24 protein-coding genes and 2 pseudogenes are annotated in these 25,107 nt (G+C 71.7%); 4 read left to right on the forward strand and 22 right to left on the reverse strand.

Features of this window, described 5'->3' with window-relative positions; translation table 11 throughout:
• Positions 1-236: 236 nt before the first annotated feature.
• The 3 genes from ACIO5E_RS37310 to ACIO5E_RS37320 all read left to right on the forward strand — a co-directional run bounded on the left by ACIO5E_RS37310 (position 237) and on the right by ACIO5E_RS37320 (position 3,612).
• Entirely contained in the window at positions 237-1,802 is a 1,566-nt protein-coding gene (locus ACIO5E_RS37310; RefSeq protein ID WP_400676627.1) for a YfjI family protein, read from the forward strand.
• Positions 1,803-2,136: 334 nt separating this feature from the next.
• On the forward strand, positions 2,137-2,367 hold the full coding sequence (locus tag ACIO5E_RS37315) for a helix-turn-helix domain-containing protein (protein WP_400676629.1): 231 nt from the start codon (positions 2,137-2,139) through the stop codon (positions 2,365-2,367).
• A gap of 3 nt (positions 2,368-2,370) precedes the next feature.
• The gene (locus ACIO5E_RS37320) at positions 2,371-3,612 is read left to right on the forward strand and encodes a tyrosine-type recombinase/integrase (protein ID WP_400676631.1); all 1,242 of its coding nucleotides are present in this window, start codon (positions 2,371-2,373) and stop codon (positions 3,610-3,612) included.
• Positions 3,613-3,671: 59 nt separating this feature from the next.
• Here ACIO5E_RS37320 and ACIO5E_RS37325 read toward each other — a convergent pair whose 3' ends face one another.
• From ACIO5E_RS37325 to rpsB, 6 genes are all read right to left on the reverse strand, one after another.
• Positions 3,672-4,244 carry a hypothetical protein gene (locus ACIO5E_RS37325; RefSeq protein WP_400676633.1) on the reverse strand — a complete coding sequence of 191 codons (573 nt, stop codon included), beginning with the start codon at positions 4,242-4,244 and terminating at the stop codon, positions 3,672-3,674.
• Positions 4,245-4,510: 266 nt separating this feature from the next.
• Positions 4,511-5,701, reverse strand: coding sequence for a phosphatidate cytidylyltransferase (locus ACIO5E_RS37330; RefSeq protein ID WP_400676726.1), 1,191 nt, complete (start codon positions 5,699-5,701; stop codon positions 4,511-4,513).
• Between the two features lie 284 nt (positions 5,702-5,985).
• Positions 5,986-6,543, reverse strand: coding sequence for a ribosome recycling factor (gene frr / locus ACIO5E_RS37335; protein ID WP_280685339.1), 558 nt, complete (start codon positions 6,541-6,543; stop codon positions 5,986-5,988).
• A gap of 98 nt (positions 6,544-6,641) precedes the next feature.
• Complete coding sequence (gene pyrH / locus ACIO5E_RS37340) at positions 6,642-7,406, reverse strand: UMP kinase (RefSeq protein WP_030056790.1); 765 nt, start codon at positions 7,404-7,406, stop codon at positions 6,642-6,644.
• Positions 7,407-7,667: 261 nt separating this feature from the next.
• On the reverse strand, positions 7,668-8,507 hold the full coding sequence (gene tsf / locus ACIO5E_RS37345; protein ID WP_400676636.1) for a translation elongation factor Ts: 840 nt from the start codon (positions 8,505-8,507) through the stop codon (positions 7,668-7,670).
• Between the two features lie 129 nt (positions 8,508-8,636).
• Positions 8,637-9,524, reverse strand: coding sequence for a 30S ribosomal protein S2 (gene rpsB / locus ACIO5E_RS37350; RefSeq protein WP_400676638.1), 888 nt, complete (start codon positions 9,522-9,524; stop codon positions 8,637-8,639).
• 796 nt (positions 9,525-10,320) lie between these two features.
• On the opposite strand from rpsB, the pseudogene ACIO5E_RS37355 reads away from it, so the two are divergent.
• A pseudogene (locus ACIO5E_RS37355) lies at positions 10,321-10,782 on the forward strand (peptidoglycan DD-metalloendopeptidase family protein); the annotation flags it as partial.
• 105 nt (positions 10,783-10,887) lie between these two features.
• Here the strand turns inward: ACIO5E_RS37355 and ACIO5E_RS37360 are convergent.
• The 16 genes and pseudogenes from ACIO5E_RS37360 to rpsP form a co-directional block, all read right to left on the reverse strand.
• Entirely contained in the window at positions 10,888-11,472 is a 585-nt protein-coding gene (locus ACIO5E_RS37360; RefSeq protein WP_400676728.1) for a TetR/AcrR family transcriptional regulator, read from the reverse strand.
• Positions 11,473-11,715: 243 nt separating this feature from the next.
• Entirely contained in the window at positions 11,716-12,720 is a 1,005-nt protein-coding gene (gene whiG, locus ACIO5E_RS37365; RefSeq protein WP_400676640.1) for an RNA polymerase sigma factor WhiG, read from the reverse strand.
• Positions 12,721-13,056: 336 nt separating this feature from the next.
• Positions 13,057-14,226 carry a DNA-processing protein DprA gene (gene dprA / locus ACIO5E_RS37370; RefSeq protein ID WP_400676730.1) on the reverse strand — a complete coding sequence of 390 codons (1,170 nt, stop codon included), beginning with the start codon at positions 14,224-14,226 and terminating at the stop codon, positions 13,057-13,059.
• A gap of 281 nt (positions 14,227-14,507) precedes the next feature.
• Positions 14,508-16,097 (reverse strand): annotated as a pseudogene (locus ACIO5E_RS37375) (YifB family Mg chelatase-like AAA ATPase); the annotation flags it as partial.
• Position 16,098: 1 nt separating this feature from the next.
• A complete protein-coding gene (locus ACIO5E_RS37380; RefSeq protein WP_400676642.1) occupies positions 16,099-16,668 on the reverse strand; it encodes a YraN family protein in 570 nt (189 codons plus the stop codon).
• Between the two features lie 169 nt (positions 16,669-16,837).
• Entirely contained in the window at positions 16,838-17,164 is a 327-nt protein-coding gene (locus ACIO5E_RS37385; RefSeq protein WP_030056781.1) for a DUF2469 domain-containing protein, read from the reverse strand.
• A gap of 55 nt (positions 17,165-17,219) precedes the next feature.
• The gene (locus ACIO5E_RS37390) at positions 17,220-17,693 is read right to left on the reverse strand and encodes an NUDIX hydrolase (protein WP_400676644.1); all 474 of its coding nucleotides are present in this window, start codon (positions 17,691-17,693) and stop codon (positions 17,220-17,222) included.
• Positions 17,694-17,805: 112 nt separating this feature from the next.
• On the reverse strand, positions 17,806-18,561 hold the full coding sequence (gene lepB / locus ACIO5E_RS37395) for a signal peptidase I (RefSeq protein ID WP_400676646.1): 756 nt from the start codon (positions 18,559-18,561) through the stop codon (positions 17,806-17,808).
• Between the two features lie 145 nt (positions 18,562-18,706).
• On the reverse strand, positions 18,707-19,729 hold the full coding sequence (gene lepB, locus ACIO5E_RS37400; protein ID WP_400676648.1) for a signal peptidase I: 1,023 nt from the start codon (positions 19,727-19,729) through the stop codon (positions 18,707-18,709).
• Between the two features lie 243 nt (positions 19,730-19,972).
• On the reverse strand, positions 19,973-20,875 hold the full coding sequence (gene lepB, locus ACIO5E_RS37405; RefSeq protein WP_400676650.1) for a signal peptidase I: 903 nt from the start codon (positions 20,873-20,875) through the stop codon (positions 19,973-19,975).
• Between the two features lie 115 nt (positions 20,876-20,990).
• Positions 20,991-21,944: a signal peptidase I gene (lepB, locus tag ACIO5E_RS37410; protein WP_400676652.1), complete on the reverse strand. Its 954-nt coding sequence runs from the start codon at positions 21,942-21,944 to the stop codon at positions 20,991-20,993.
• A gap of 76 nt (positions 21,945-22,020) precedes the next feature.
• The gene (gene rplS / locus ACIO5E_RS37415) at positions 22,021-22,371 is read right to left on the reverse strand and encodes a 50S ribosomal protein L19 (protein WP_030306736.1); all 351 of its coding nucleotides are present in this window, start codon (positions 22,369-22,371) and stop codon (positions 22,021-22,023) included.
• Positions 22,372-22,525: 154 nt separating this feature from the next.
• Positions 22,526-23,344 carry a tRNA (guanosine(37)-N1)-methyltransferase TrmD gene (trmD, locus tag ACIO5E_RS37420; protein WP_400676732.1) on the reverse strand — a complete coding sequence of 273 codons (819 nt, stop codon included), beginning with the start codon at positions 23,342-23,344 and terminating at the stop codon, positions 22,526-22,528.
• Between the two features lie 35 nt (positions 23,345-23,379).
• Positions 23,380-23,994, reverse strand: a complete 615-nt coding sequence (rimM, locus tag ACIO5E_RS37425) for a ribosome maturation factor RimM (protein WP_400676654.1) — start codon at positions 23,992-23,994, stop codon at positions 23,380-23,382.
• 129 nt (positions 23,995-24,123) lie between these two features.
• The gene (locus ACIO5E_RS37430) at positions 24,124-24,363 is read right to left on the reverse strand and encodes an RNA-binding protein (RefSeq protein ID WP_030056773.1); all 240 of its coding nucleotides are present in this window, start codon (positions 24,361-24,363) and stop codon (positions 24,124-24,126) included.
• Positions 24,364-24,365: 2 nt separating this feature from the next.
• Positions 24,366-24,794 carry a 30S ribosomal protein S16 gene (rpsP, locus tag ACIO5E_RS37435; protein ID WP_280685331.1) on the reverse strand — a complete coding sequence of 143 codons (429 nt, stop codon included), beginning with the start codon at positions 24,792-24,794 and terminating at the stop codon, positions 24,366-24,368.
• Between the last annotated feature and the right edge of the window lie 313 nt (positions 24,795-25,107).

Here is a 25,107-nt window from a genome sequence, read left to right on the forward strand (position 1 = left end):
GCCCGTGGTGCGCCCCCCCCCCCGGCGGCGCGCGCGCGGGGGGGGGGGGTTCCCCCCCCCCCGCGCCGCGCCCCCCCGCACGGGGGCGGGGCCGGAGAAGCGCTTCTCCGGCCCCGCGCCTCCCGGAACACCTGCCCACCAGCCCCGCCCCGTCGCCCCGAAGGGAACAGAGCCGTGACGCCCACCGCCCGCCGAACCGAGAACCCGCGTGAGGCGGCCCGCCGCCGGGTGGCCGTGTGAGCGCGCCCGTCCCCCCGGCCGAGCCGCTGTACGCGGACGACTGGGAGGCGAGCCTGCCCTCCGAGTTCACCGACGCCCCGCCCGCGTGGGAAGAGCCCATCCCGCTCGGCCAGGCCAGGACCCTGCCCACCTTCCCCACCGACGCCCTGCCCACGTGGCTCGGCGCCATGGTCGACGCCGTCGCAGAGGAGACCCAGACGCCCGCCGACCTGGCCGGCGGCATGGCGCTGGCGGCCCTGTCCACAGCCTGTGGAGGCCGAGCGGTCGTCTCCGTGCGCGGGCGCTGGCGCGAGCCGGTGAACCTCTACACCGTCACCGCCCTGCCGCCCGGCAACCGCAAGTCCGCCGTGGTCGGCCTGCTCATCGCCCCGGTCCTGGCCGTGGAGAAGACGCTGGTGGAACGGGCCAACGCCCAGATCGCCGAGGCCGAGGTCACCGCCAAGCTCGCCCGCTCCGCCGCCGAGAAGGCCGCCCAGAAAGCCGCCAACGCCGACGCGAGCGACCAGGACCGGCTGACCGCCGAGGCCATCAGCCTCGCCCAGAGCGCCGAGCAGGCCACCGTCCCGGTCCGCCCCCAGCTCATCGCCCAGGACATCACCGCCGAGAACGCCACCACCCTCCTCGCCGAGCAGGGCGGGCGCCTCGCGCTCATGTCCGCCGAGGGCGGCGGCATCTTCGACATCATCGCCGGCCGCTACAGCGGCAAGCCCAACATGGAGGTCTTCCTCCAGGGCCACGCAGGCGACATGCTCCGCGTCAACCGGCAGGGCCGCGACGCCCAGTTCATCGAAGCCCCCGCCCTGACCATGGGCCTCGCCGTCCAGCCGTCCGTCCTCGCCGACATCGCCAAGGTCCAGGGCTTCGACGGCCGCGGCCTGCTCGCTCGCTTCCTCTACGCCGTCCCGGAGTCCCTGGTCGGCTACCGCAACCTCGAACCCGACACCGTCCCGGACGAGGTCGCCGACGCCTACGCCGAGAAGATCCGCACGCTCACCCTGGCCATGGCCGACTGGACCGACCCCGCCGTCCTCACCCTCAGCTCCGAGGCCGCCGAAGTGATGCTGGCGCACCGCACCCAGGTCGAACACCAGCTCCGCAAGAGCGGCCCCCTGCGGCCCATCGCCGAGTGGGCCAGCAAGCTCGACGGCGCCGTCGCTCGCATCGCCGGCCTGCTCCACCTCGCCGACCACCCCGCCGACGGCTACGCCATCCCCATCAGCGCCGACACCCTCACCGCCGCTGCCCGCATCGGCGCCTACTACACCGCCCACGCCCTGACCGTCTTCGACGCCATGGGCGCCGACCCCGCCCTCACCAAGGCCCGCACCGTCCTGGCCTGGCTCCAGGCGAACCCCGCCGACAGCCACACCAAACGCGAGATCTTCCGCGGCCTGCCCAGCGGCGCCTTCCCCGCCGTCGCCGACCTCGACCCCGCCCTTGCCCTCCTCGAAGACCACGGCTGGATCCGCCAGGAGCCCCAGCCCCCGCGCACCTCCCGAGGCGGCCGGCCGCCCTCCCCCCGCTACCAGACCCACCCCCAACTCACCCAACCCACCACCTGAACTGCCGACAGAACCGCCAGAACCGACACAACCTCGCCTCGCCCCGCTCACCTGCGGAAACGGCCGTACCCACCTGGGTGACGGAACCAGACAGAAACCCCGACACAACCCACCCCACCGACCGGGCGAGGGTTTCTGTCGGAGTTTCCAACCAGTTCCGTCACCCGCCCGGCCAACCACAAAACCCCAGGTCAAAGCCACAGAGGAGAGGTTCTGCCAGTTCTGGCGGTTCTGTCCGCCTAAACCGGCTGGCTGTACTCGCCCGGCCGGCCCATACCTCACCCTCGCCAGCGCCCCACGGCGCCGCGCTTCCACCCCATCCGGAGGCTTCGCCATGCCCTCGAAGGGCCGCAGCACGGGCACCGACTCGAACATCCGACCCCTGCCGATCAACTACCTCGAACCCGAGGACGTCGCGGCGCTGTTCAAGGTCCCGCTGGAGACCGTCTACCAGTGGCGCCGCAAGCGCACCGGTCCTCCGGGATTCCGGGTCGGCCGACACCTCCGCTACCACCCCGACGCCGTCGCCCAGTGGGTGGCGGACCAGAGCCGAGAGGCGGCCTGATTCATGGCTGGACACATCCAGGACCGCTGGTACAAGACGGAGATTGGTCCCGACGACAAGCCGCGGCGAGTCCGCACCGACCGCTACGGCAAGGGGATGCGCTATCGGGCCCGCTACGTCGGCCCCGACGGCAACGAGAAGAGCAAGAGCTTCCCCGACCGCCAGAAGCGCCTGGCGGAGATCTGGCTGATCGACACCGAGGCCGACATGTCCCGCGGCCAGTACGTCGACCCGAAGGCGTCCCGAACGACGTTCCAGCAGTTCGCGGCGAGGTGGTTGGCGGCGCAGACCACCGACCCGGCGAGCCAGGTCCTGGTGGAGACGCGCTTGCGACTGCACGCGTTCCCCCGGATCGGCCGGCGCCCGCTCGATTCCTTCCGACCGTCCCACATCCAGGAGCTGGTCAAGGAGCTGGAGCAGAGCCCGATCTCGGGCAGCTACGCCCGGAACATCTACTCGGATGTTCGGGCGGTGCTGTCGGCCGCCGTGGACGACGGACTTCTGAACCGCAACCCGTGCGGTGCCGCGTCTGTCCGCCCGCCGGCCGTCGAGGCCCGACGCATCGTGCCCTGGCTTCCTGAGCAGGTTTTCGCGGTTCGCGGCGCCCTGCCGGAGCGCTACCGGGCGATGGCGGACCTGGGTGCGGGTTGCGGGCTTCGGCAGGGTGAGATCGTCGGACTCGCGGAGGACGATGCGCTCGACTTCGAGACGGGCACCGTACGGGTGCTCCGGCAGGTGAAGCAGATCCGAGGAAAGGCGGTGTTCGCTCCCCCGAAGTGCAACAAGGAGCGCGACGTCCCGCTCCCCAGCTCGGTCGCTGCTGCCATCCGCGCCCACATGGACGCGTACAAGCCCGTGCCAGTCACGCTCCCGTGGAAGACCCCCGACGGGCCGAAGAGGACCTATCGGCTGCTGTTCACCAACACCGCGGCTGGGCTGGTCTGGCGAAGCAACTTCAACCTCCAGGAGTGGAAGCCAGCGATCGCTGCGGCCGGCCTCATCCCGACCCCGCGCCAGGGCGAGGCGTACGCCTCCGCGCGGGAGCACGGGATGCACGCCCTGCGACACTTCTACGCCTCGGTGCTGTTGGATGCCGGGGAAAGCATCCGGGCCGTGAGCGACTACCTGGGCCATGCGGACCCGGCCCTGACGCTCCGGGTGTATGCCCACCTCATGCCGAACAGCCAGGACCGCGCCCGGAAGGCCGTCGACCGGCTGTTCCTGCCAGGCGAACCGACTGCATAAGAGCACTAGTGCAACGGGCGCCCTTCACCACCGTGGTGAAGGGCGTCCTTGCTACTCCTTCACTGACCGCCCAGTGCACGTGTTTCCGAAGTCGACTCTGACAGCCTCTCGTAGATAGCTTCGCGAGCGAGTCGATTCTCAATCGCCGCTTGTGTATACCGCGAGGGAGGGGGCAGCGGATCTTCGCGAAGGTGGGCCCCTAGGCAGCTCAACCCCTCGTAAGGGATCTTGAAAGCACCCGTTCGGCGGTCCAGGTATGTCCCTTCGCCGCTCTGGAACGCCAGCCTGCTCGCCCACAAGATGTCGCCCAAGCGGTCTGCCAACGCCCGATCGGGAAGACGAACAAGTTCCATGTCGATGCGGTTGTTGTGCTCATTGGCTGCGAGCCGGTATGGCCTCATGACGCTTTCGGACGCGCCCTCCTCGGGATACTTCCTAGCCAACTCTTCGAGGGCTACGAGCTCCCGCGAGATAGCGTCGACGGTTTCCCTGGTCAACCGGTCACGCTGTGTCCTGCGGGCCTCTGCTCGCTGGTATCGCTGGTTGACCAAGGTCGTCGCGATCGACCCTCCCGCGCCGACTAAAGCACCGACGAGACCTGCGATGGCCCCCACCCACACTCCAGTGTCCACGGCAGCATCCTGACCTAAGGACTGCTGTCGCGTCTGGCTAACTGCCGCTATTCACGCCTGCCACGGCCCAGGGACGGCCCAGGGCATGAACAAAGGCCCCCTATCGGCGGGAAACCCGCTGGTAGGGGGCCTTCTGTCGTTTCACCCGTCACTGTTCTCCGGGCTTAGGCATGGTTCATCCAGTGTCGCAGACGCCGGAGGCACGCCAGGACGCGCGAGGGCCCCGGACGCGCGGGCGTCCGGGGCCCTTCGACCGCTCGGCGCGTTCAGCTGCCGACGAAGGCCGCCAGCAGCAGCCAGACCACCGGGGCGGTCGGCAGGAGCGAGTCCAGCCGGTCCATGATGCCGCCGTGGCCGGGCAGCAGCGTGCCCATGTCCTTGATCCCGAGGTCGCGCTTGATCATCGACTCGCCCAGGTCGCCCAGGGTCGCGGTGACCGCCGCGCAGCCGCCCAGGATCAGTCCCTGCCACCAGCTGCCGCCGTCGATGATCAGCTGCATCAGGACGGCGCCCGCCAGCATCGACAGGCCGATGCCGCCGGCCAGGCCCTCGCGGGTCTTGCCCGGGCTGATCGTCGGGGCGAGCTTGGTCTTGCCGAACTTGTAGCCCACCGCGTAGGCGCCGGTGTCGCTGCAGATCGTGACGATCAGGAACAGCACGATCCGCTGGGGGCCGTCGTCCGCCGCCAGCATCAACGCCACGAAGGTGGCCAGGAACGGCACGTAGAAGGCGGTGAACACACCGGCCGTTATGTCCCGCAGGTAGTTCTCCGGCGGCTCGACCATCCGCCAGACCATCACCGCCAGTCCGGTCAGCGCGAGCGAGGCCGCGGCCCACTGCACCCCGGCCCAGTAGCCGGTGGCGAGCATCGCGATGCCGCCCGCGACCAGCGGGACCAGCGGCGCCTTGATCTGCTTGCGCTCGGCGAGTCGGCTGGTCAGCTCCCAGACTCCGACCGACACCGCGGCCATCACGACGAACAGGAACAGCGCCTTCACCACGAACAGCGAGGCGATGATCACCACACCGAGACCGACCCCGACGCCTATGGCGGCCTGGAGGTTACGGCCACCGCGCTGCTTGCGCGGCTGCGGCTGCGGGGTGGACTGGGCGGCCACGGGTGTCTCCTGCCCTGGATGGGACGACGGCACGAAGTGGGGCTGCCCGGCCGCCGGGTGGCTCGGCGGCGGCACGGGAGGCACCGGGGCCCCCGGGTACGGCGGGGCGCCGCGGCCGGGGGCGGGGGTGACGTCATCGGATATCGCGCGCAGCACGACCGTCTCCGTCACGCCGGGCACCGCCGCCTCGGACTGCTCGTCCCGGAACAGCGGGCCGCTCAGCCGGCCGGCCTCCCGGGACTGGCCGGCGGCGGGATCGGCCGACCGGCCGGGGACCGCCGGGGGTACCTGGTCCACCGCGCCGGGGAACGGACCGGGGTCGGCCGGTACGGGAGGCATGACCTGAGTCTCCTCCGCGTCGCCGCCGCCCCAGTACACCGGAGGCTGCTGCGGGTGATCCGAACGGTGAGCGGGGGCGGCCGGTGCACCTCCCGGCGCACCCGGGTAGGCGGCCTGGCCGCCCGGGTGGCCGGGGTAGCCCTGGGCCTGCGGCGGCGCCGGGTACTCGCCGTACCCCGGCGCCGGGTGCGCCTGCTGCGGCGGTGCCTGCGGCGCCGGCCGGTAGGGCTGGAACTGCTGGTCGGACGGGCCCCAGTAGCCAGGGGCGTCAGGGGCGTCGTTCATCAGACTTCGAGCAGCTCGGCTTCCTTGTGCTTCAGCAGCTCGTCGACGGCGGCCACGTACTTGGCCGTGGTGTCGTCGAGCTCCTTCTCGGCACGGCGGCCGTCGTCCTCGCCGACCTCGCCGTCCTTGACCAGCTTGTCGATGGCGTCCTTGGCCTTGCGGCGCACCGCGCGGATCGAGACCTTCGCGTCCTCGCCCTTGCCACGGGCGACCTTGATGAACTCCCGGCGGCGCTCCTCGGTCAGCTCGGGCAGCACCACCCGGATGATGGAGCCGTCGTTGGACGGGTTGACGCCCAGGTCGGAGTCCCGGATCGCCTGCTCGATCGCCTTCAGCGCGGTCTTGTCGAACGGCGAGACGACCGCCATCCGGGGCTCCGGCACCGAGAACGAGGCCAGCTGGTTGATCGGCGTCACGGCGCCGTAGTACTCGGCGACGATCTTGGCGAACATCGCCGGGTGGGCACGGCCGGTGCGGATGGCGGCGAAGTCGTCCTTGGCGACGGCGACGGCCTTCTCCATCTTCTCCTCGGCTTCGAGGAGGGTCTCTTCGATCACTGTGATCTCCCTGTCCGGTTCATCTGCGGTTGTCCCGACCGGTATCGGCGTCGAGGCCGGTCACGGCGACGGCGCCGCCCCGTACGGCTGGTTGCGGCTCAGGCCCGGACAGAATCCTGGCTGATGAGTGTGCCGATCTTCTCACTCTTCACCGCACGCGCGATATTGCCCTCCGCCAGCAGCTCGAAGACCAGCATCGGAAGGTTGTTGTCCTTGCACAGCGTGATCGCGGTGAGGTCGGCGACCTTGAGGTCGCGCGCGATGACCTCGGAGTACTCCAGCGCGTCGAACTTCACCGCGTCCGGGTTGGTCCGGGGGTCGGAGTCGTAGACGCCGTCCACGCCGTTCTTGCCCATCAGCAGGACGTCGGCGTGGATCTCCAGGGCCCGCTGGACGGCGGTGGTGTCGGTCGAGAAGTACGGCATGCCCATACCGGCGCCGAAGATCACCACACGGCCCTTCTCCAGGTGCCGGACGGCCCGCAGCGGCAGGTACGGCTCGGCGACCTGACCCATGGTGATGGCGGTCTGGACCCGGGTCTCGATGCCCTCCTTGACCAGGAAGTCCTGCAGTGCCAGGCAGTTCATCACGGTGCCGAGCATGCCCATGTAGTCGGAGCGCGCCCGGTCCATGCCGCGCACCTGCAGCTCGGCGCCACGGAAGAAGTTGCCGCCGCCGATGACCACCGCGACCTCGGTACCGGCGCGGACGACGGTGGCGATCTCCCGGGCGATCGCGTGCACGACGTCCGGGTCGACGCCGAGTCCGCCACCACCGGCAAAGGCTTCACCGGACAGCTTGAGCAGCACCCGGCGGCGCGAGCCGGCCTTGGGGTCCTGCGCGGTCTCCTGCGTCTCCTGCATGGACTTCTCCTTTTTGCACCTACTGGCTCACAGGCGCGGGTGTGCGGATGCCCGGCCTGCGCGTACGCGAGAGGAGGCCACTGCCGCGGGAACCGGTTCGGTGTCCTGCACGGCAATGGCCTCCTCGTCGTTCATGGTGCCGACGCGGCCCGCCCGTGGACGGCTGGCACTGGGTGAGCCCGTTCGGCGTTCCGCCCGCCCTGGTCAGCGGGCGGGGGCGGTTCCCAGCGTAAGGCTGCCGGGGACCAGGTGGAACGTGGCTCAGGCGCCGACGCGGAAGCGGGCGAAGCGCTTGAGGGCGACGCCGTTCTCCTCGAGGACCTTGGCGACGGACTTCTTGTTGTCCTTCGCGAAGGCCTGCTCCAGAACGGAGTTCTCCTTGACGAAGCCGGTGACGCGACCCTCGACGATCTTCGGCAGGGCGGCCTCGGGCTTGCCCTCCTCGCGAGCGGTGGCCTCGGCGACGCGGCGCTCGTTCTCGATGTCCTCGGCCGGGATGTCCTCGCGGGACAGGTACTTCGGCGCGAAGGCGGCGATGTGCTGCGCGACGTCCTTGGCGACCTCGGCGTTCTCCTTGTCCAGCTCGACCAGGACGCCGACGGCCGGCGGCAGGTCGGGGCTGGTCTTGTGCAGGTAGACCGCGACGAAGCCGTCACCGTCGAACTGGGCGAAACGACGGAAGACGATCTTCTCGCCCAGGGTCGCGTTGGCCTCGTCGACGAACTGCTGGACGGTCTTGCCGGCCTCGATCTCGGACGCCAGGGCGGCGTCCAGGTCGGCCGGGGCGGTCTTGGCCACGTGGGTGGCGATCGCGTCGGCAACCTTGACGAAGTTGTCACCCTTGGCGACGAAGTCGGTCTCGCAGTTCAGCTCGACCAGAACGCCGGACTTCTTGTCCTCGGCGATCAACGCGGCGACGGCGCCGTTGGAGGCGTCACGGCCCTCGCGCTTGGCAACGCCCTTCTGGCCCTTGATGCGCAGGAGCTCGACGGCCTTCTCGACGTTGCCCTCGGCCTCGTCCAGGGCCTTCTTGCAGTCCATCATGCCGGCGCCGGTGAGCTCACGGAGCTTCTTGACGTCCGCGGCGGTGAAGTTCGCCATGGTGTGAATCTCTTCTCGCGTCTCGCGTGTCTGCGTGGGGAGACGCCGGGACCGATGGTTCGGTCCCGGCGTGGGAGAGAGGGGCACCTACCGGTGTCGTACCGGCGGGTGCCCCTCACCCTTGGTACGTCAGGCCTGCTCGGCCGGAGCCTCGGTGGCCGGAGCCTCGGCGGCGGGAGCCTCGGCGGCGGGGGCCTCGGCGGCCGGAGCCTCAGCGGCGGCGGGGGCCTCCTCGGCCTTCTTCTCGCCCTCGATGAGGTCCTTCTCCCAGTCGGCCAGCGGCTGGTCGGCACCCGGCTCGGCCTTGACGTCGCCCTTGGCGACACCGGCACGGGCCTTCAGGCCCTCGGCGACGGCGTCGGCGATCACACGGGTCAGCAGGGTGACGGAGCGGATCGCGTCGTCGTTGCCCGGGATCTTGTAGTCGACCTCGTCGGGGTCACAGTTGGTGTCGAGGATGGCGACGACCGGGATGTTGAGCTTCCGGGCCTCGCCGACCGCGATGTGCTCCTTCTTGGTGTCCACGATCCAGACGGCGCTGGGAACGCGCTGCATGTCGCGGATACCGCCGAGGGTCTTCTCCAGCTTGTCGTGCTCGCGCTGGAGGACCAGGAGCTCCTTCTTGGTGAGGCCGGAACCGGCCACGTCCGCGAAGTCCAGCTCGCCGAGCTCCTTCAGGCGCTGCAGGCGCTTGTAGACGGTCGAGAAGTTGGTCAGCATGCCGCCGAGCCAGCGCTGGTTCACGTAGGGCATGCCCACGCGGGTGGCCTGCTCGGCGATGGCCTCCTGGGCCTGCTTCTTCGTGCCGACGAAGAGGACGCTGCCGCCGTGGGCAACGGTCTCCTTGATGAACTCGAAGGCGCGGTCGATGTAGTTCAGCGACTGCAGGAGGTCGATGATGTAGATGCCGTTGCGCTCCGTGATGATGAAGCGCTTCATCTTCGGGTTCCAACGGCGGGTCTGGTGACCGAAGTGGACGCCGCTCTCCAGCAGCTCCCGCATCGTGACGACGGCCATGGCCGTGCTCCTCAGGTGTTACGGCCCGGCGGTCGCGCAGCGGACGGCGGTTCGCGCGGTGGCGCTCCCCGCTCGTGCGGTGCGGCCGGCCGGGTCAGGCTCGGTTTGTCCGTGGCGGCCAGGTGACAGCCACGCCTGACGCCCCGAACGTGCCGAGCCGTTTCCACCCGCTCGGTCCGGGGACCGGGCGGGCTCGGCGGACCGAGCGGCACTCGCACCTGGCGGGGGCAGCGGCCGAGCCGCGTCCGTCCACCGGTGGCGGGGCGTGCGAAGTCGACCCGGCGGACCGGGTCGCGTGTGAAGTGTACGGGAAGCGCCGAGGGGCGGGCGACTCCGCAGCTGGCGGAGGACCTGGGGCGGGTGTGTCCGCGGGGGTGGGAGAGGGGGCGGCGGGGCCTTCGGCGCGTCGGTGGTGGGGCGGTGGCCGGTCGGTGGTGCGTTGCTGGTAGGCCGCTGGTATGCCGCTTGTCCACCGGATGGCGGTGCCCGTACACCCCTTGGAGGGATGGGTACAGGCCGTGAGGGCGGTTTGTCCACAGGTATCCGGAAGTGGGTGGTGTGGGGGCGGCGACGCAGTGAGCCTCGGGGCATGACTGTTCGCGCCGGGTGCCCGGCTCCGTCCGCCGTCGGGCCGGCCCGGTCGACGCCAGCCGGGTTCGTGCTGGGCTGGTTCACGCCGGTCCGGTTCACGCCGGGCTGGTTCGCTCTGGCCGGGGTAGGCGGGACGGGCAAGGGGTGGGGGTGGGGGCGGGGGCGGCGTGTGTTGCGAGGGCTGGTCGTCGTGCTGGCGGCGCTGATGCTGCTGGCTTCCGTTTCTGGCTATGGCTATGGCCATGGCCATGGCGGTGCGGTGCGGAGCTCGGCTCTCGGCGGAGCTGCCGGCCCCGGCCCGAGCGGCGAGCGGGCCTGGCCGGTGAGCGGGCCCGGCGGGGTGCTCGGTCGGTTCGAGCCGCCGGCCAAACCCTGGGCCGCCGGGCACCGGGGAGTGGACCTCGTCGGCGCGCCCGGGGCGGAGGTACGAGCGGCGGCCGCGGGAGTGGTCACCTTCTCCGGGCTGGTGGCGGGACGCCCGGTAGTGACCGTCACCCACCAGGGCTCGGGATCCCCTCCGTTGCGGACCACCTACCTGCCCGTCGTCGGCACCGTCCCGGTCGGCACCGCGCTGACCGCCGGGCAGGTGATCGGGCGGCTCACCCCCGACGGGCGGCACTGCCCCACGCGGGACTGCCTGCACTGGGGGCTGCTGCGCGGCGGGCGCTATCTCGACCCGCTGGCCCTGTTCGGCGCGGGGGCGGCGCGACTGCTGCCGCTGGGCGGCGCCGGGCACACCGGGCCGGGTGGGCCGGGCGGGCCGGGTGGTGGCTCAGGTCCGGTCGAGGCCGTGCAGGGCCATGGCCACGGCGGCGTCCGCGATCAGCTCGGGGCGCTCGGCAGCGCACCCGGCGCGCTCCCCGGAGGCCAGTTTCTCGGCCCGGCGGACGGCCGCCTCCACGATCCCCTGGAGCAGCGCCGCGGCGAGCCTGGGCTGCGCGTGACCGAGATCCTCCAGGGCCTGGACCACCAAGCCGACCAGCTTGCCGTGCGCCGCCCGGATGCGCTCGCGCGCGGCATCGTCGAGTTCCAGCGCGGAGATCGCCACCACCGCCCGGTGGCGCGGATCGGCGGCCAGCGCCAGCTGGCCCCGGACATACGCCTCGATCCGGTCGGCCGCGCTGTCGCAGCTCTCCATCCCGGCCTCGATCTCGGCCGCCCAGAGCGGGAAGTCCACCTCGCAGAGCGCCTCGACCACGGCGGCCCGGGAGCGGAAGTACTCGTAGACCGAGGAGCGCGCCAGAGCGGTGCGCGCCGCGAGCGCGGGGAAGGTCAGCGCCTCCATGCCGCCCTCGGTGAGCAGGGTGCGGGCAGCGTCAAGGAGGGCTGCCCGCTGCAGCTGGCGATGCTCGGCCACCGTGGCCGCTCGGATCTTCGGCACGCTCCCACTGTACGGAGCCCTACGTGCGGCAGATACGGCGCCGCGCATTTGGGTGGGAGGCGCAGGCACGCGGCGCGGCGTACGAGCGGGCGTGCGGTGAGGCGTTCGGCCGGGTTGGCGCCCGTGGTCGAGGCCGGGCGTGCACCCCGGAGATACCTCCCGGGGTCGTGGACAGGCGTGCGGCCCGGGGATGCCGCCGCGCCGGGCGGGCCCGGCGCGCTACCGAATGTCCGACAGCTTGGCGCGCAACTGGAGGACGGATTTGGTGTGGATCTGGCTCACCCGGCTCTCCGTCACCCCGAGCACCTGACCGATCTCGGCGAGGGTGAGGCCCTCGTAGTAGTAGAGCGTCACCACGGTCTTCTCCCGCTCGGGGAGGGTGTTGACCGCCTGGGCCAGCAGTCGGCGCAGCTCACGGTCCTCGGCAACCTCGACCGGGTTGTCGGCGCCGTGGTCCACCAGGGTGTCCATCAGGCTCAGCCGGTCGCCACCCTCCCCCACCGGGTGCAGCAACTCGTCGAGCGCCACCACGTTGGCCAGGGACAGCTGGCTGAAGATGGCGTGCAGATCCTCGATCGCGATGCCCATCTCGGCCGCGACCTCGGGCTCGTGCGGCGTCCGGCGCAGCCGGGCCTCCAACGTCGCGTATGTCCGCTCGACGGCTTTCGCCTTCTGCCGCACCGAGCGCGGAATCCAGTCCAGGGCCCGCAGTTCGTCGATGATGGCGCCGCGGATTCGGCTGATCGCGTAGGTCTCGAACTTGATGGCGCGGTCGATGTCGAACTTCTCGATCGCGTCGATCAACCCGAAGACCCCCGAGGAGACGAAGTCGGCCTGCTCGACGTTGGAGGGCAGGCCGACCCCGACCCGCCCCGCCACGTACTTGACGAGCGGCGAGTAGTGCAGGATCAGCTGCTCGCGCAGCCGCTGGTCACCGGTCTCCTTGTAGGAGCGCCAGAGCTCTTCGAGCGCGGTGCGTCCCTGAGCTCCAGGCCCCTGGGCTCCAGGCCCCTGGGCCCCGGGCCCCTGACCGCTGAGCCCCTGACTGCCGTGCCCCTGACCGCCGTGCCCCTGCTCCGGGCCCGGCGGGGAGGTGCCGTCCGGCGCCAGGGGGCCGCCGGCGCTCGGGCGGGGTGCGCCGTCGATGGCGGCGGCGCCGACCGCGTCGGCGGGCTGGCCTGGCACCGCCGACGGCCGGCCGCCCTGGCGCGACAGGCCTCCCATGGTCCCCGTCGCCTTGGGCGGGAACTCGGTCACGGGGCGCCGCTCGGTCCGCGGCCCTCCCGAGGACCGGGCGCCACCGGTCACTCTGTGTCCGGGAATGTGTGTGGGCATGCGTTGGTCTGCGCCGTTCTGCCGAGTCATGTGCTGATAGGGAAGGCATGTGGAGCGTAGCGTGACCGACTCGCTGCAATGCGCTACCGCCACTCGGTCGTCCCTCGATCCGGTGGCGTTCGGGTCACCGGATCCGGGCACGCGAGCGGAAGAACCGGATCAGCAGGTCAGCCGGGCGATTCCGGCGCGCCTCCCTCGGCGCAGAGGTGCTCTTCGCTCGGGCCGTCACCTCCTCCGCGCCAGACGCCAGTGCGCACCATGCCGCTCGACGTAGCCGAGCGATCCCAACTCGTAGAGCCGCTGCAGTACTTCGTCCGGCGGGAGTCCGGACTGCCGGGCCAGTCGCTCGACCGGCGCACCCTCCGCCGTCGCCGGGACGGCCTCCAGCACCCGGGCCACCGCAGGCTCCAGCAGATCCCGGGGCAGCACCGGTCCACTGCGCTGCGGCGCCAGGTCGTCCCCGATCGCCCCGATCAGCTCGGTGATCTCGGCGGCGTCGGTGACCAACGTGGCGCCCCCGCTGCGGATCAGGGCGTGCACCCCGGCCGAGAGTTCCGAGGTCACCGGGCCGGCGACGCCCATGGTGTGGCGGTTGAGGTCCCGCGCCCGTCTGGCGGTGCTCAGCGCACCGCTGCGCACCGCCGCCTCGACCACCACGGTGCCTCGGGTGAGCGCCGCGATGACCCGGTTGCGGAGCACGAAGCGGAAGCGGTTCGGGTGCTCCCCGGGCGGGAGTTCGCTGACCAGCAACCCCTGGACGCCGATCCGCCGGATCAGTTCGGCGTTGCCCTTCGGGTAGGGCACGTCGACCCCGCAGGCGAGCACCCCGACGGTCATCCCGCCGACGGCGAGCGCCCCTCGGTGGGCGGCCGCGTCGATTCCGTAGGCGGCCCCGGACACCACGACCCAGCCGCGTTCGGCCAGTTGGGCCGACAACTCCCCCGCGACGTGGGCGCCGTAGGCCGTGCACGCCCGGGAGCCGACCATCGCCACCGAGCGGAGTGCGAGCAGCCGCAGCGAGCCCGTGCCGGTCGTCCAGAGCCCGATCGGCCGCCCGTCACCCAGATCGTCCAGTTGGCTGGGCCATTCCGTGTCCCCCGGAATGATGAAGCGTCCACCAACGGCTCGTACCCGTTCCAGGTCCTCGGCCGGGTCCAGACCGGGAAGTCTCGCCTGGTAACCGGCCAGTCGGGGAGAGTCCAGCCCGGGGTGCGCGGGCACCGTCCCGTCCCGGATCGCCTGGACGGTGTCGGCGGCGGAGAGCTGGCCGAGCCATCGGCCGACCACCGCGTCTCCGGGCTCGCTGAGCCGGCTGAGCACGACGCGGGCGAGGCGCTCCGGATCGCGCCCGGGCACGGCCGCCGATCCACCAGGCGGCTGACTGTGCGTCATCATCGGGTTCATGCCTCACCCTCCTCGTTCGCCGCATGCTGGTCGCGTTTCCTGGACCGCCGGGCGGGGCTGGAGCGAGCGGATTGGTCAGGACCGGTGGGACGGTCCTGGTGACCGGGGCTGCCTGGATGGTCGGGGCCGCCTGGGCCACCGGAGTCGGCTGGAGGATCGGGGTGGTCGGCTTTCTCGAACGGGCCCACCCGGCCCTGCGCTTCGGACGGATCGTCGACCGGACCGCGCTGGGCCGGGATGCGCCCGAGCCGACCGTAGACCCGCTCGGTCAGCGGCAGCCCCTGCTCGACTCCGGTGCGCAGGACCAACGCGGTGCGTACGTCCCGCTGGTCCGGCCGGTCGCGACCGGCGAGGTCGGCGACCGTCCAGGCGACCCGGAGCACCCGGTCCAGGCCGCGGGCGGTCAGCAACCCCCGCTCCAACTGGCGCGCGACGTCGTTCAGTGCGCCGGGTTCGAGCTGCCAGCGGGTGCGCAGCTCATGGCCTGGGACTTCCGCGTTGGTCCGCCACGGGGTGCTCGCCAGGCGGGCCGCCGCCCGGTCCCGCGCGGCCAGCACCCGGGCCGCGACGGTCTCGGTGCTCTCCGCCGTGGCGTCCCGCTCCATGAGTTCGATCCTCGTCACCGGGGCGACCTGGACCTGGAGGTCGACCCGGTCCAGCAGCGGTCCGGAGAGCCTCCCCTGGTAGCGGCTGACCATCGCGGGGCTGCACTCGCACCCCTCGCCCCGCCGTGAGTGCCGGCCGCACGGGCAGGGGTTGGCGGCCAGGCAGAGCAGGAACCTGGCCGGGAGCCGGAGCGATCCGGCCGAACGGGCGATCACCACCTCGCCCGACTCCAGCGGCTGGCGCAGCGCATCGAGCACCCGGACGGGGAACTCCGGTGCCTCGTCCAGGAACAGCACGCCCCGGTGGGCCAGCGAGACCGCCCCCGGTCTCGGCAGACCGCTGCCGCCGCCGACGATCGCCGGCATCGTCGTGGAATGGTGCGGGGCGCAGTACGGCGCCGTGTCGATGAGCGGGCGCCCGGCCGGGAGCAGCCCGGCGACCGAGTGCACGGCGGTGACCTCCAACGCCTCCTTCTGGGTCAGCGGCGGGAGCAGCGAGGGCAGCCGCTCCGCCAGCATCGTCTTGCCCGCGCCCGGCGGGCCCTTGAGATACAGGTGGTGTCCGCCTGCGGCGGCGATCTCCAGGGCGCGCCGGGCCTCGTACTGGCCGGCCACATCGGCCAGGTCGAGGCGCGCCACCCGGTCGTCGGGCAGTCCCCGGACGCCGGCGCTGGGCAGCATCAGGCCGGCCATCAGCGGGTCCGGCCGGCCGCTGATCGGGTCGGGCGGCTCCTCCGGCGCGGGTGCGCCGGTCAGGACGGCGACCAGCTGCCGCAGGCTGCGGACTCCGATCACGCTCACCCCGGGGACGAGCGAGGCCTCGGGCGCGGTCTGCTCCGCGACCACGACCCGCTGGTATCCGGCGTCGGCCGCGGCCAGCACCGACGGCAGCACCCCGCGGACCGGCCGCACCCGGCCGTCCAGCCCCAGTTCGCCGATGATCAGCAGATCGGCGATGGACGACGGGTCGAGCCGCTCGGCCGCGGCCAGGACGGCACAGGCCACCGCGAGGTCGAAACCGCTGCCGCTCTTGGGCACCGAGGCGGGGCTGAGCCCGACTGTCAGCTTGCGCTGCGGCCACGCCTCGCCGCTGTTGACCACGGCCGCGCGCACCCGGTCGCGGGCCTCGGACAGCGCTTTGTCGGGCAGGCCGACCAGGGTGAACGCGGCCACCCCGGGCTCCAGATCGGCCTGGACCTCGACGATCACTCCGTCGACGCCGACCAGCGCGACGGAACAGGTACGGGCGAAGGCCATCTCAGACCACCCCCCGCAGGTGGTCGACCACGGCCGCACCCCGGGCCCGGTTGACCACTGCCACCAGGTCGATCCGCACGCCCCCGGGTGGTGCGGGCGGCCAGTGCGGGTCCGTCGGCCCCGGGTCGTAGCCGGGACCGGCCAGCTTCGCGAAGTGGCCGGGCCAGCGCTCGGCCATCCAACGCTCGGCCAGACGTTGCAGCCGGGCGGCCTTGGCCTGGCCGATGGCCTCACTGGGTTGCTGGAAGCCCCGCTCGGAGCGGGTCTTCACCTCGCAGACCGCCACGGTGTCGCCGTCGAGGGCGACGATGTCCAGCTCCCCCTCGACACAGCGCCAGTTGCGGTCGAGGATGCGGAGCCCGGCCTCCATGAGGCGCCGAACGGCGACCCGCTCCCCGTAGCGGCCGAGCCCGTTATTGGTGCTGCGGCCATTGGCGCTGCGGCGCGAGCCCGGCCCGGCGCCGCCCTGCGGGTCGTCCCGCGTGCCCTCCCGCACGCCGCCGCCCGCTCCGGCCGGGTCCGGTACGGCCGCACCCGGTACGGCCTGGTCCTGCACGATCGTGTTCTGCACGGTGACCACCTCCGCCGTGGAGGCTGCACCGTCGAGCACGACGGCACCGGGAATTTCCCATTCCCTGTGGATAACTCAAGGCCTGTGGATAACTTTTGTCACCCGCAGGAGTGAGAGGCCCCGATTGCGCGAAATTCCGCTGGACAACGCGGGGCAGAGCAGTCCAACGTCAGTTCCCGAAGCCGGACTCGTCCGAGGGCAGCTCCAGATCGCTCTTCGCGAGTTCCTCGATGTTCACGTCCTTGAAGGTCAGCACCCGGACCTTGCGGACGAACCGGGCCGGCCGGTACATGTCCCAGACCCACGCATCCGCCATCGACACCTCGAAGAAGACCTCGCCCTGGACCGAGTGCACCTGCAACTCGTAGTCGTTGGTGAGGTAGAAACGTCGCTCGGTCTCGATCACGTACTTGAACAGGCCGACGACGTCCCGGTACTCCCGGTAGAGCTTGAGCTCCATCTCGGTCTCGTACTTCTCGAGATCTTCGGCACTCATCCAGGCGTCCCCTCAACTTGTCACGTCCACCCATTGTGGACCACCGCACCCACGCTCAGAGCCGTACCGGAGCGACCGGCGGGCCCTGGGCCAGCAGTCGCCCCAGGAAGTCCGCCAGTCCGACCGGATAGACCGTCTCGGCGGTCCCCCTCAACTCCTCGACCGTCCACCAGCGCGCCGCGAGCAGTTGGGCGTGTTCGTCCTCGCCCATCCCCGAGTGGTCGAGACCCGTCTCCGTGGTCCGGGCCAGGTGGAACCACTGGTCCTGCTCGTAACGCTGTCCCTGAAAGGAGAACGACACCGTGCCGTACGCCACCAAGGGCCCCAGGTCCACACCCCGCAGGCCGGTCTCCTCCGCGAGTTCCCGCGCGGCTGCCTCCCGCACGTCCTCCCCGGGCTCCAAGCCGCCCCCGGGCGTGAACCACCAAGCCTCCCCCGGCGTCGCCGGGTCGGAGCCCAGGAAGAGGAGGATGCGGTCCTGCCCGTCCAGCAGCAGGATCCGCGCCGCCCTACGCCGTTGTGCCGTCATGGCAGCGCTCCACGCTCCTTCCGTTCGCGTCGGTGGCGCTACCGATCCTGCCACCCGGCGCGGTCGTCCGGGGCGATGTTCGACAGAGCGGCCCGGGCCGCGACGGCCGCGGTCAGGAGCTGCGCCCCCGGCGGAGCCGACGGGCCAGGCCCGCCACCCCACCCACCGCCGACACCACGAGGATCAGTGCCGCGCCCGCAACGGTCGCGTAGGCGGCCGGCTGCAGCGGCCCGGGCGCACTGCCCTTCGGGCCCGCGAGCCCGTCGAAGGCCGTGGTCCGGCCCAGGTCACCCATCCGGCCGAACGGCAGCAGGGTGGCCTCGACCCGGGCCTCCACCGCGTCGGCCGGGACGGTCCCGCTGTCGACCTCCAGGTGGGTGCGGGAGTCGAGCGAGCCCAGCCGGTTGTCGCCGAGCAGGAACAGCCGCCCCGGCGGCACGGTGACGCTGAACGGGGTGCCCTGCGGGCCCTGCGCCGCGAGGTAGGGCTCCTCCACCGGCTTGCCGTCGACCGTCAGCCCGTGGTCGTTCCCGTTGGCCGCGACGGTGTCCCCGCCGACCGCGACCACCCGCTTGACCATGAGCTCGCCGCCCCAGGCCTGGTCCCGGAAGACGACCACGTCGCCCCGGCCGACGGCCCCGCCGCCGACCTTCCGGGCGAGCACGGTGTCCCCGATCCGAAGTGTGGGGGACATCGAGGCGGTCGGGATGTTGTACGGCCGGTAGTCGATCGCGATCAGGGCGAAGCCGCCGACCATCAGCACCAGCCCGAGCGCGATCGCCACGCCCTGCAGCACCGCGGCGGACCGTCGGCGCGGACGGGCGGGCGCAGCCGGGCGGTCGGCCGTCTGGTCAACGACACTGCTCATCGAAACCGTCCACCTCTGGCCGACCGGAGAACTCCACTGGCACGCCGGAGGCCCCGGCGGAAAAGCCGACGGGCCGTGGCACGTCCGAGCAGATTACTCGTCGGTACCACGGCCCGCGCAAGGCCTGGGGAGAACCCGGTGGAGCTCAGGAATCCTTCCGGCGGTCCTTCCGGTCCCGCACCCGACGCACCAGCGGGAGCAGCGCGACCGCGCCCACCGCACCAGCCACGGGCGGCGCCATCGGCGCGGCCGCCGCCAGCCCCGTCTGGCTGAAGGTGTTCGGCACCGGAAGCGTCGACCAGTGGTTGATCGGCCAGGCCACCACGAAGGCGCGCCCGACCACGTTGCCCACCGGCACGGTGCCGCCGCCCGGCTGGTCCATGTGGAAGCGGGAGTCCAGCGAGTCCGCGCGGTGGTCGCCCATCACCCAGATCCGACCGTCGGGCACCTTCAGCGGACCGAACGGGTGGTCACCGCAGGGAGTGTTGCCCGGGTAGACGTACGGCTCGTTGAGCGCGTCGCCGTTGACCTTGACCGGTCCCGTGCCCTGGCACTCGACGGTGTCCCCGCCGACCGCGATGACCCGCTTGATCAGGTCCTTCTCGTTGGTCGAGGGCATCAGACCGACGAAGCTGAGCACGTCCTGGACACCCCGGACGAAGGAGTTGCTGCTCTGCTGGGTCGGCTCGTCGTTCAGCCAGCCACCCGGGTCGTGGAACACCACGACCTCGCCGCGCTCGGGCTCGGCCCCGAACCAGGGGGTCAGCTTGTCCACCAGGACGCGGTCGCCGACCTGCAGCGTGTTCTGCATCGACTCCGACGGAATGGAGAACGCCTGGACGAAGAAGGTCTTGATCACGAGCGCCAGGACCAGCGCGATGCCGATCAGGATCGGCAGTTCCTTCCAGAAGGAACGCTGCTTGTGCTGCTTGTCGGGGGCCTGCGATTCCGACTGGTCCGCCGACTCGCCATCGGGCCGCTGGAACTCCGAGGAGCCCCCGGTGGGGCCCTGCGCCCCATCGCCCTGGTCGTCGGCGGACTGGGCCGCCGTGTCCTCGGCCGAGGCCGAGGCCGAGAGGGCACCGGACTCGGCGGACCGGGCCGCCCGACGGCCGGAGCCCTCGGGCTCGCCCGCGCCTGAGCGGGCGCCGATCACCACATCCCCCACAACATCTCCTCCCTGCTGTGCGGACGCCCGTGCGCCCGCGCTCAGAGTGCCGCACAGCGGGCACCACGCTCACCGTGACCACGGCCGGTTCAGGAACTGCCCATCGCGGGCTCCCCTGACACCAGCACAGCCTCGGCACGCGACCGGGACCAATCCCGGCCGCACCTGCACTTCTCTATCACTCCAAGGCATCCGGCTCGCGGTCCAACGCGCGCGGCCCGGCCGCTCGGCGGCCGGCCAGGCTCACACAGATGGCCGCCCAGGCCGGCGAACGGCGACCGGAAGGATGCCCAACACACCCATAACGAGCGGAGGTTCCATCGGAACCGGCCCAACGCCCACGGGTTCCGGCGCAGTTCCGCGCGCCTGCGGAGCCCGCGCCAACGAGGAGAGTGAACTCGGCACGTCAAGTTGATGGAAGCGGTCCAGGGGCCAGGCGATCACGAAGGCCCGGCCGACCACACCGCTCAGCGGGATCGTCCCCTGCCCCGGATTCCCCATGTGGAAGCGGGAGTCGGCGGACACGTCCCGGTGGTCGCCCATGACCCAGAGCCGACCCTGCGGCACCTTCACCTTGAAGGGCTGCCGGGACGGCGGGTTGGCGGACGCGACGTACGACTGCTCGTCCACCGGCGTGCCGTTGACACTGAGCCGTCCCTGCGCGTCGCAGCACTCCACGGTGTCCCCGCCGACACCGATGACCCGCTTGATCAAGTCCTGCTCGCTGTCCGACGGCAGCAGCCCGACGAAGGTGAGGACCTGCTTGGCCGCCCCCAGCACCGGACCGTCGCCGGACGGCTTGCGGTCGCTCTCCAACCAGCCGCCCGGATCCTTGAACACCACCACGTCGCCGCGCTGCGGCTCGCTGCCGAACCAGGGGGTCAGCTTGTCCACCAGCACCCGGTCCCCGACCTGGATGGTCTGCTCCATCGAACCCGAGGGGATCACGAACACCTGGATCAGGAAGGTCTTCATCACCAGCGCCACCAGCAGCGCCACCAGGATGATCAGCGGGAACTCGCGCAGCAGCGACCGGCTGCGCCGCCGGGCCGCCCGTCTGGCGCTGCGACGGCGCGCGGCCCGGCCCCGGACCGGCGCGGTCTCGGCCGGGCCGGCGCCCCCGGGGGCGGCACCTCCTGGCCGCAAGCCGTCGGATCCCGCGCCGCCGGGTCCCACGCCGCCGGGTCCCACGCCGTTCGATCCGGCTCCTTTCGATCCTCCATCGCCCGGCTGCGGAGCCCGACGGTCAGCGAGCCGGCCCCTACCTCTGGTCCCCATGACCGCCCGTTCCCGCAGTCGCGGCGAAGGCCGCAGGCCTGTCCAGACCGGTCCAGCGCGAGAACGGGTAGACCACCCAGTCCGCCCGGCCGATCACCCTGCTCTCGGGCACGAAGCCGCCGCCGGGCTCGCCGAGGTGGTCGCGCGAGTCGCGGGAGGCGCTGCGGTGGTCCCCCATCACCCAGAGCTTGCCGGTCGGCACCACCACGTCGAAGGCCACGCTCGACGACTGGTCCCCGGGGGCCAGGTAGGAGGACTCGTCGATCGGCACCCCGTTGACGGTGATCCGCCCGCCCGGGCCGGTGCTGGTCACCCGGTCCCCGCCCACGCCGATCACCCGTTTGACGTAGACCGTGTTCCCGGCCGGAACCAGGCCGAGGTCCCGGCCGAGCGAGCTCAGCCCGTCCCAGAAGCCGGCCGGCTCGTCCGACTCCGGCAGGAAGGAGCCCGTTCCGTCGAAGACCACGACATCGCCCCGCTGGGGGTGACCGCCGAAGGCGTAGGCGAGCTGATTCGCGATCAGCCGGTCGCCCGGGTGCAGGGTGTCCTCCATCGACCCGGACGGCACCGAGAACGGGCGCGCGACGAAGGCGTTCACCAACAGCAGGGCCAGCAGGCAGATCCCCACGAGCAGCAGCAGGTCCCGCGAGCGCGAGTGGCCCGGCTCCTCGTCCTCCGCCGCGTCCTCGTCCTCCGGTGTGCCCGCACGCCCCGGTTCGTCCTCACGCTCCGGTACGCCCTCGGACTCTGGAGCGTCCTCAGCCGCCGGGACATCCTCGGCAGCATCCCGGGAGGTCGGCCCGGCGTCCGCCCCCGCACCCCCTCCGGGAGCGGCAGCGGGGACCGCCGCGGAAACGACCGCGGACCGCGACAGCGAGTCCGCACCGGTGGGTGCGGGACTGCCGTCGCGGTCCGCGGGTGGTTCGTGCGTGCTCATCGGGGGCTGAGCTTACCGTGCGGCAGCCCGGCCCCCGGAGCGATCCGATCCCCCGGCGAGGCCGGGGGCCGGTGGATCAGCGGTCGCGCTTCTCCTTGATCTTCGCGGCCTTGCCGCGGAGGTCACGCAGGTAGTACAGCTTGGCGCGGCGGACCGCACCACGGGTCACGACCTCGATCTTCTCGACGACCGGGGTGTGCACCGGGAAGGTGCGCTCCACGCCGACGTTGAAGCTGACCTTGCGAACGGTGAAGGTCTCACCGATGCCGGCGCCGTGGCGGCGGATGACGACGCCCTGGAAGACCTGGACACGGGAGCGGTTGCCCTCGATGACCCGGACGTGGACCTTCAGGGTGTCACCGGCGCGGAAGGCCGGGATGTCGCTACGCAGCGAGGCCGCGTCGACAGCAGCGAGCTTGTTGCTCATGTTGCTCTCCATCGCGAGCGCCACGGGCCGCCCACGGAAGTTCGTCACAATGGGGTTTGCTGCGGGCCGCATCGGCTGACGACGATCCCCCCGTGGCGGGGGCGCCGGTCCACGTGACCCCTACGGAGGGGGCCCAGCAACAGACAGCAGCGGCCTATTCTTCCACACCACCGGCCACGGACCGAAATCGGCCGAGCTGCTCGTCCCAGGCCAGGCCGAGGATGCTGAACGCCTCCCGGTCCTTCTTGTCGAAGGCTCCGTACTGCCAGCGCTCGACCAGGTCGGGCCGGTTCGCCAGGGTCCGGGCGAAGGCCTGCTCCCGGCGCCAGCGGGCGATCCGGCCGTGGTTGCCGCTGAGCAGCACGTCCGGCACGGTCCGGCCGCGCCACTCGGCGGGCTTGGTGTAGACCGGGCCCTCCAGCAGGTCGGCCATCGCGCCGGGCGCGAAGGAGTCGTCCCGGTGGGACTCGGCGTTGCCGAGCACCCCGGGCAGCAGCCGGGCGATCGCCTCGACCATCACCAGTACCGCGACCTCGCCGCCGGCCAGCACGTAGTCGCCGATCGAGGCCTCGACCACCGGCATCCGGGTGGCCGCCTCCTCGATGACGCGCCGGTCGATGCCCTCGTACCGGGCGGGGGTGAACGCCAGCCAGGGGCGGCCCGCCAGTTCCTGGGCGAGCTCCTGGGTGAACGGCCGCCCGCTCGGGGTGGGCACCACGAGCGTCGGCAGCCGGCCCTCGGGCCCGCCGGCGACCACCGCGTCCAGCGCCTCGCCCCACGGCTCGGGCTTCATCACCATGCCGGGGCCGCCGCCGTACGGGCTGTCGTCCACGGTTCGGTGCACGTCGTGGGTCCACCCGCGCAGGTCGTGGACGTGCACGTCCAGCTGGCCGCGGGCACGGGCCTTGCCGACCAGCGAGATGTTCAGCGGCTCCAGGTACTCGGGGAAGATCGAGACGACGTCGATCCGCATCCCGCTCTGCACCTGTGCGGCGCCCTCCACCTCGCTCACTTCGACTCCTCCGCGCCGTCGACGCCCTCCGCGCCGTCCTCGCCGTCAGCGTCCACGCTCTCCGCGACCTGGGCGGAGGCGCCACCGGCGACCTCGGCCTGCTCGGGGTCGATCAGCCCGGGCGGCGGAGTGATCACGGCGCGCTGGTTCTCCAGGTCGATGGTCGGCACGATCTGGCTGACGAAGGGCACCAGCACCTCCGTCCCGTCCGACTTCTCGACGGTGAGCAGGTCCTGGTACGGCAGGTGGAGGACCTCGGTCAGCTCCCCGACCAGGGTGCCGTCGAGCAGCACCACGTCCAGGCCGATCAGCTGGTGGTCGTAGTACTCATCCGGGTCGTCGGGGCGCTCCTCCGGGTCGACCTCGGCGATGAGCACGGTGCCCCGCAGCGCCTCCGCCCCGTTGCGGTCATTGACGCCGGCGAAACGCAGCAGCAGCCGGCCGCTGTGCACCTTGCCGGACTCGACGGTCAGCGGGCCCGCCGACGCGGGGTCGGTGAGCAGGACGGCACCGGGGCCGAGCCGGAGTTCCGGCTCATCGGTGCGGACCTCGACGCTGACGTCCCCCCTGATGCCGTGGGCGCGGCCGATCTTGCCGACGACGAGCTGCACGGTGATCGTTCTCCTGGAGTTCCTGAGCGAGACGGAATGCGGAAAGTGCGAGAAACGCGAAAAGGCCGGCCGGGACGACATGCGTCCCGGCCGGCCTCACAAGCCCTGACGGCTGAACGAGCAGCTGTGTCAGCGAATGTTGTCCACGTCGACCAGGTCGACCCGGACGTTGCGACCGCCGAGGGCGCCGACCACGGTGCGCAGTGCGCGCGCCGTCCGGCCACCCCGGCCGATCACCTTGCCGAGGTCATCGGGGTGCACTCGCACCTCGATGGTGTTGCCCCGACGCAGGTTGCGCGAACGCACCTGCACCTCGTCGGGGTGCTCGACGATGCCCTTCACCAAGTGGTCGAGGGCGTCCTCGATCACGCTCAGGCCTCGACGGCGGCGTCGGCCTCAGCCTCGACCTTGTCCGACTTCTTGGCCTTCGGGGTGATGGCGACACCGGTGGTGGCGTCCTCGAAGCCGGCGACGGCCTTCGCGAACAGGTGCGAGAAGTCCTCGACCTTCGGCTCGGCGACCTTCAGCGGCGCCGGGGCCGGCAGGCCCTTGAACTTCTGCCAGTCGCCGGTCAGCTTGAGGATGGCGAGCACCGGCTCGGTCGGCTGGGCGCCGACGGACAGCCAGTACTGGGCGCGGTCGCTGTCGACCTCGATCTTCGAGGGGTTGTAGGTCGGCTGGTAGATGCCGATCTCCTCGATCGCGCGACCGTCACGCTTGGTGCGCGAGTCGGCGATGACGATGCGGTAGTGCGGGGAGCGAATCTTGCCGAGACGCTTCAGCTTGATCTTGACTGCCACGGGAGTGGATTCTCCTGGTGTTGACGTGGGTGAGCAGCCTCGCCGACGCGTGGGGTTGCGCCGTGGGCCGTTCAAGGGACACGCCAGCCGTAGGAGAGAGGGGTCCTGCTCGGCTGCCGAGTACTCAGCTGTCCATTCTGCCATACCGGCGCGAACCGCCTTCACCCGGCCATCCGGGGGCCGCCCGTAGGGCCGCCCGCAGGATCATCCCCAGGCTCGCTCGCAAGGCTCGACCGGGAGCCCCCGCTCCCGGTCCGCCCACGAACTCATCTGTCCTGCTCGCTCCGGCCGGATCCACTGCCCGCACAGCCGT

The organism is Kitasatospora sp. NPDC087314, from assembly GCF_044744365.1.
Taxonomy (GTDB): domain Bacteria; phylum Actinomycetota; class Actinomycetes; order Streptomycetales; family Streptomycetaceae; genus Kitasatospora.

Bases quoted from the DNA above. Each gene is read 5' to 3' on its own strand.
- ACIO5E_RS37315 (WP_400676629.1), top strand. From the start codon at position 2,137: ATGCCCTCGAAGGGCCGCAGCACGGGCACCGACTCGAACATCCGACCC.
- ACIO5E_RS37320 (WP_400676631.1), top strand. From the start codon at position 2,371: ATGGCTGGACACATCCAGGACCGCTGGTACAAGACGGAGATTGGTCCC.
- ACIO5E_RS37330 (WP_400676726.1), bottom strand. From the start codon at position 5,701: ATGCCTCCCGTACCGGCCGACCCCGGTCCGTTCCCCGGCGCGGTGGAC.
- pyrH (WP_030056790.1), bottom strand. From the start codon at position 7,406: ATGCAGGAGACGCAGGAGACCGCGCAGGACCCCAAGGCCGGCTCGCGC.
- tsf (WP_400676636.1), bottom strand. From the start codon at position 8,507: ATGGCGAACTTCACCGCCGCGGACGTCAAGAAGCTCCGTGAGCTCACC.
- rpsB (WP_400676638.1), bottom strand. From the start codon at position 9,524: ATGGCCGTCGTCACGATGCGGGAGCTGCTGGAGAGCGGCGTCCACTTC.
- whiG (WP_400676640.1), bottom strand. From the start codon at position 12,720: ATGGGAGGCCTGTCGCGCCAGGGCGGCCGGCCGTCGGCGGTGCCAGGC.
- dprA (WP_400676730.1), bottom strand. From the start codon at position 14,226: ATGATGACGCACAGTCAGCCGCCTGGTGGATCGGCGGCCGTGCCCGGG.
- ACIO5E_RS37385 (WP_030056781.1), bottom strand. From the start codon at position 17,164: ATGAGTGCCGAAGATCTCGAGAAGTACGAGACCGAGATGGAGCTCAAG.
- ACIO5E_RS37390 (WP_400676644.1), bottom strand. From the start codon at position 17,693: ATGACGGCACAACGGCGTAGGGCGGCGCGGATCCTGCTGCTGGACGGG.
- lepB (WP_400676646.1), bottom strand. From the start codon at position 18,561: ATGAGCAGTGTCGTTGACCAGACGGCCGACCGCCCGGCTGCGCCCGCC.
- lepB (WP_400676652.1), bottom strand. From the start codon at position 21,944: ATGAGCACGCACGAACCACCCGCGGACCGCGACGGCAGTCCCGCACCC.
- rplS (WP_030306736.1), bottom strand. From the start codon at position 22,371: ATGAGCAACAAGCTCGCTGCTGTCGACGCGGCCTCGCTGCGTAGCGAC.
- trmD (WP_400676732.1), bottom strand. From the start codon at position 23,344: ATGCGGATCGACGTCGTCTCGATCTTCCCCGAGTACCTGGAGCCGCTG.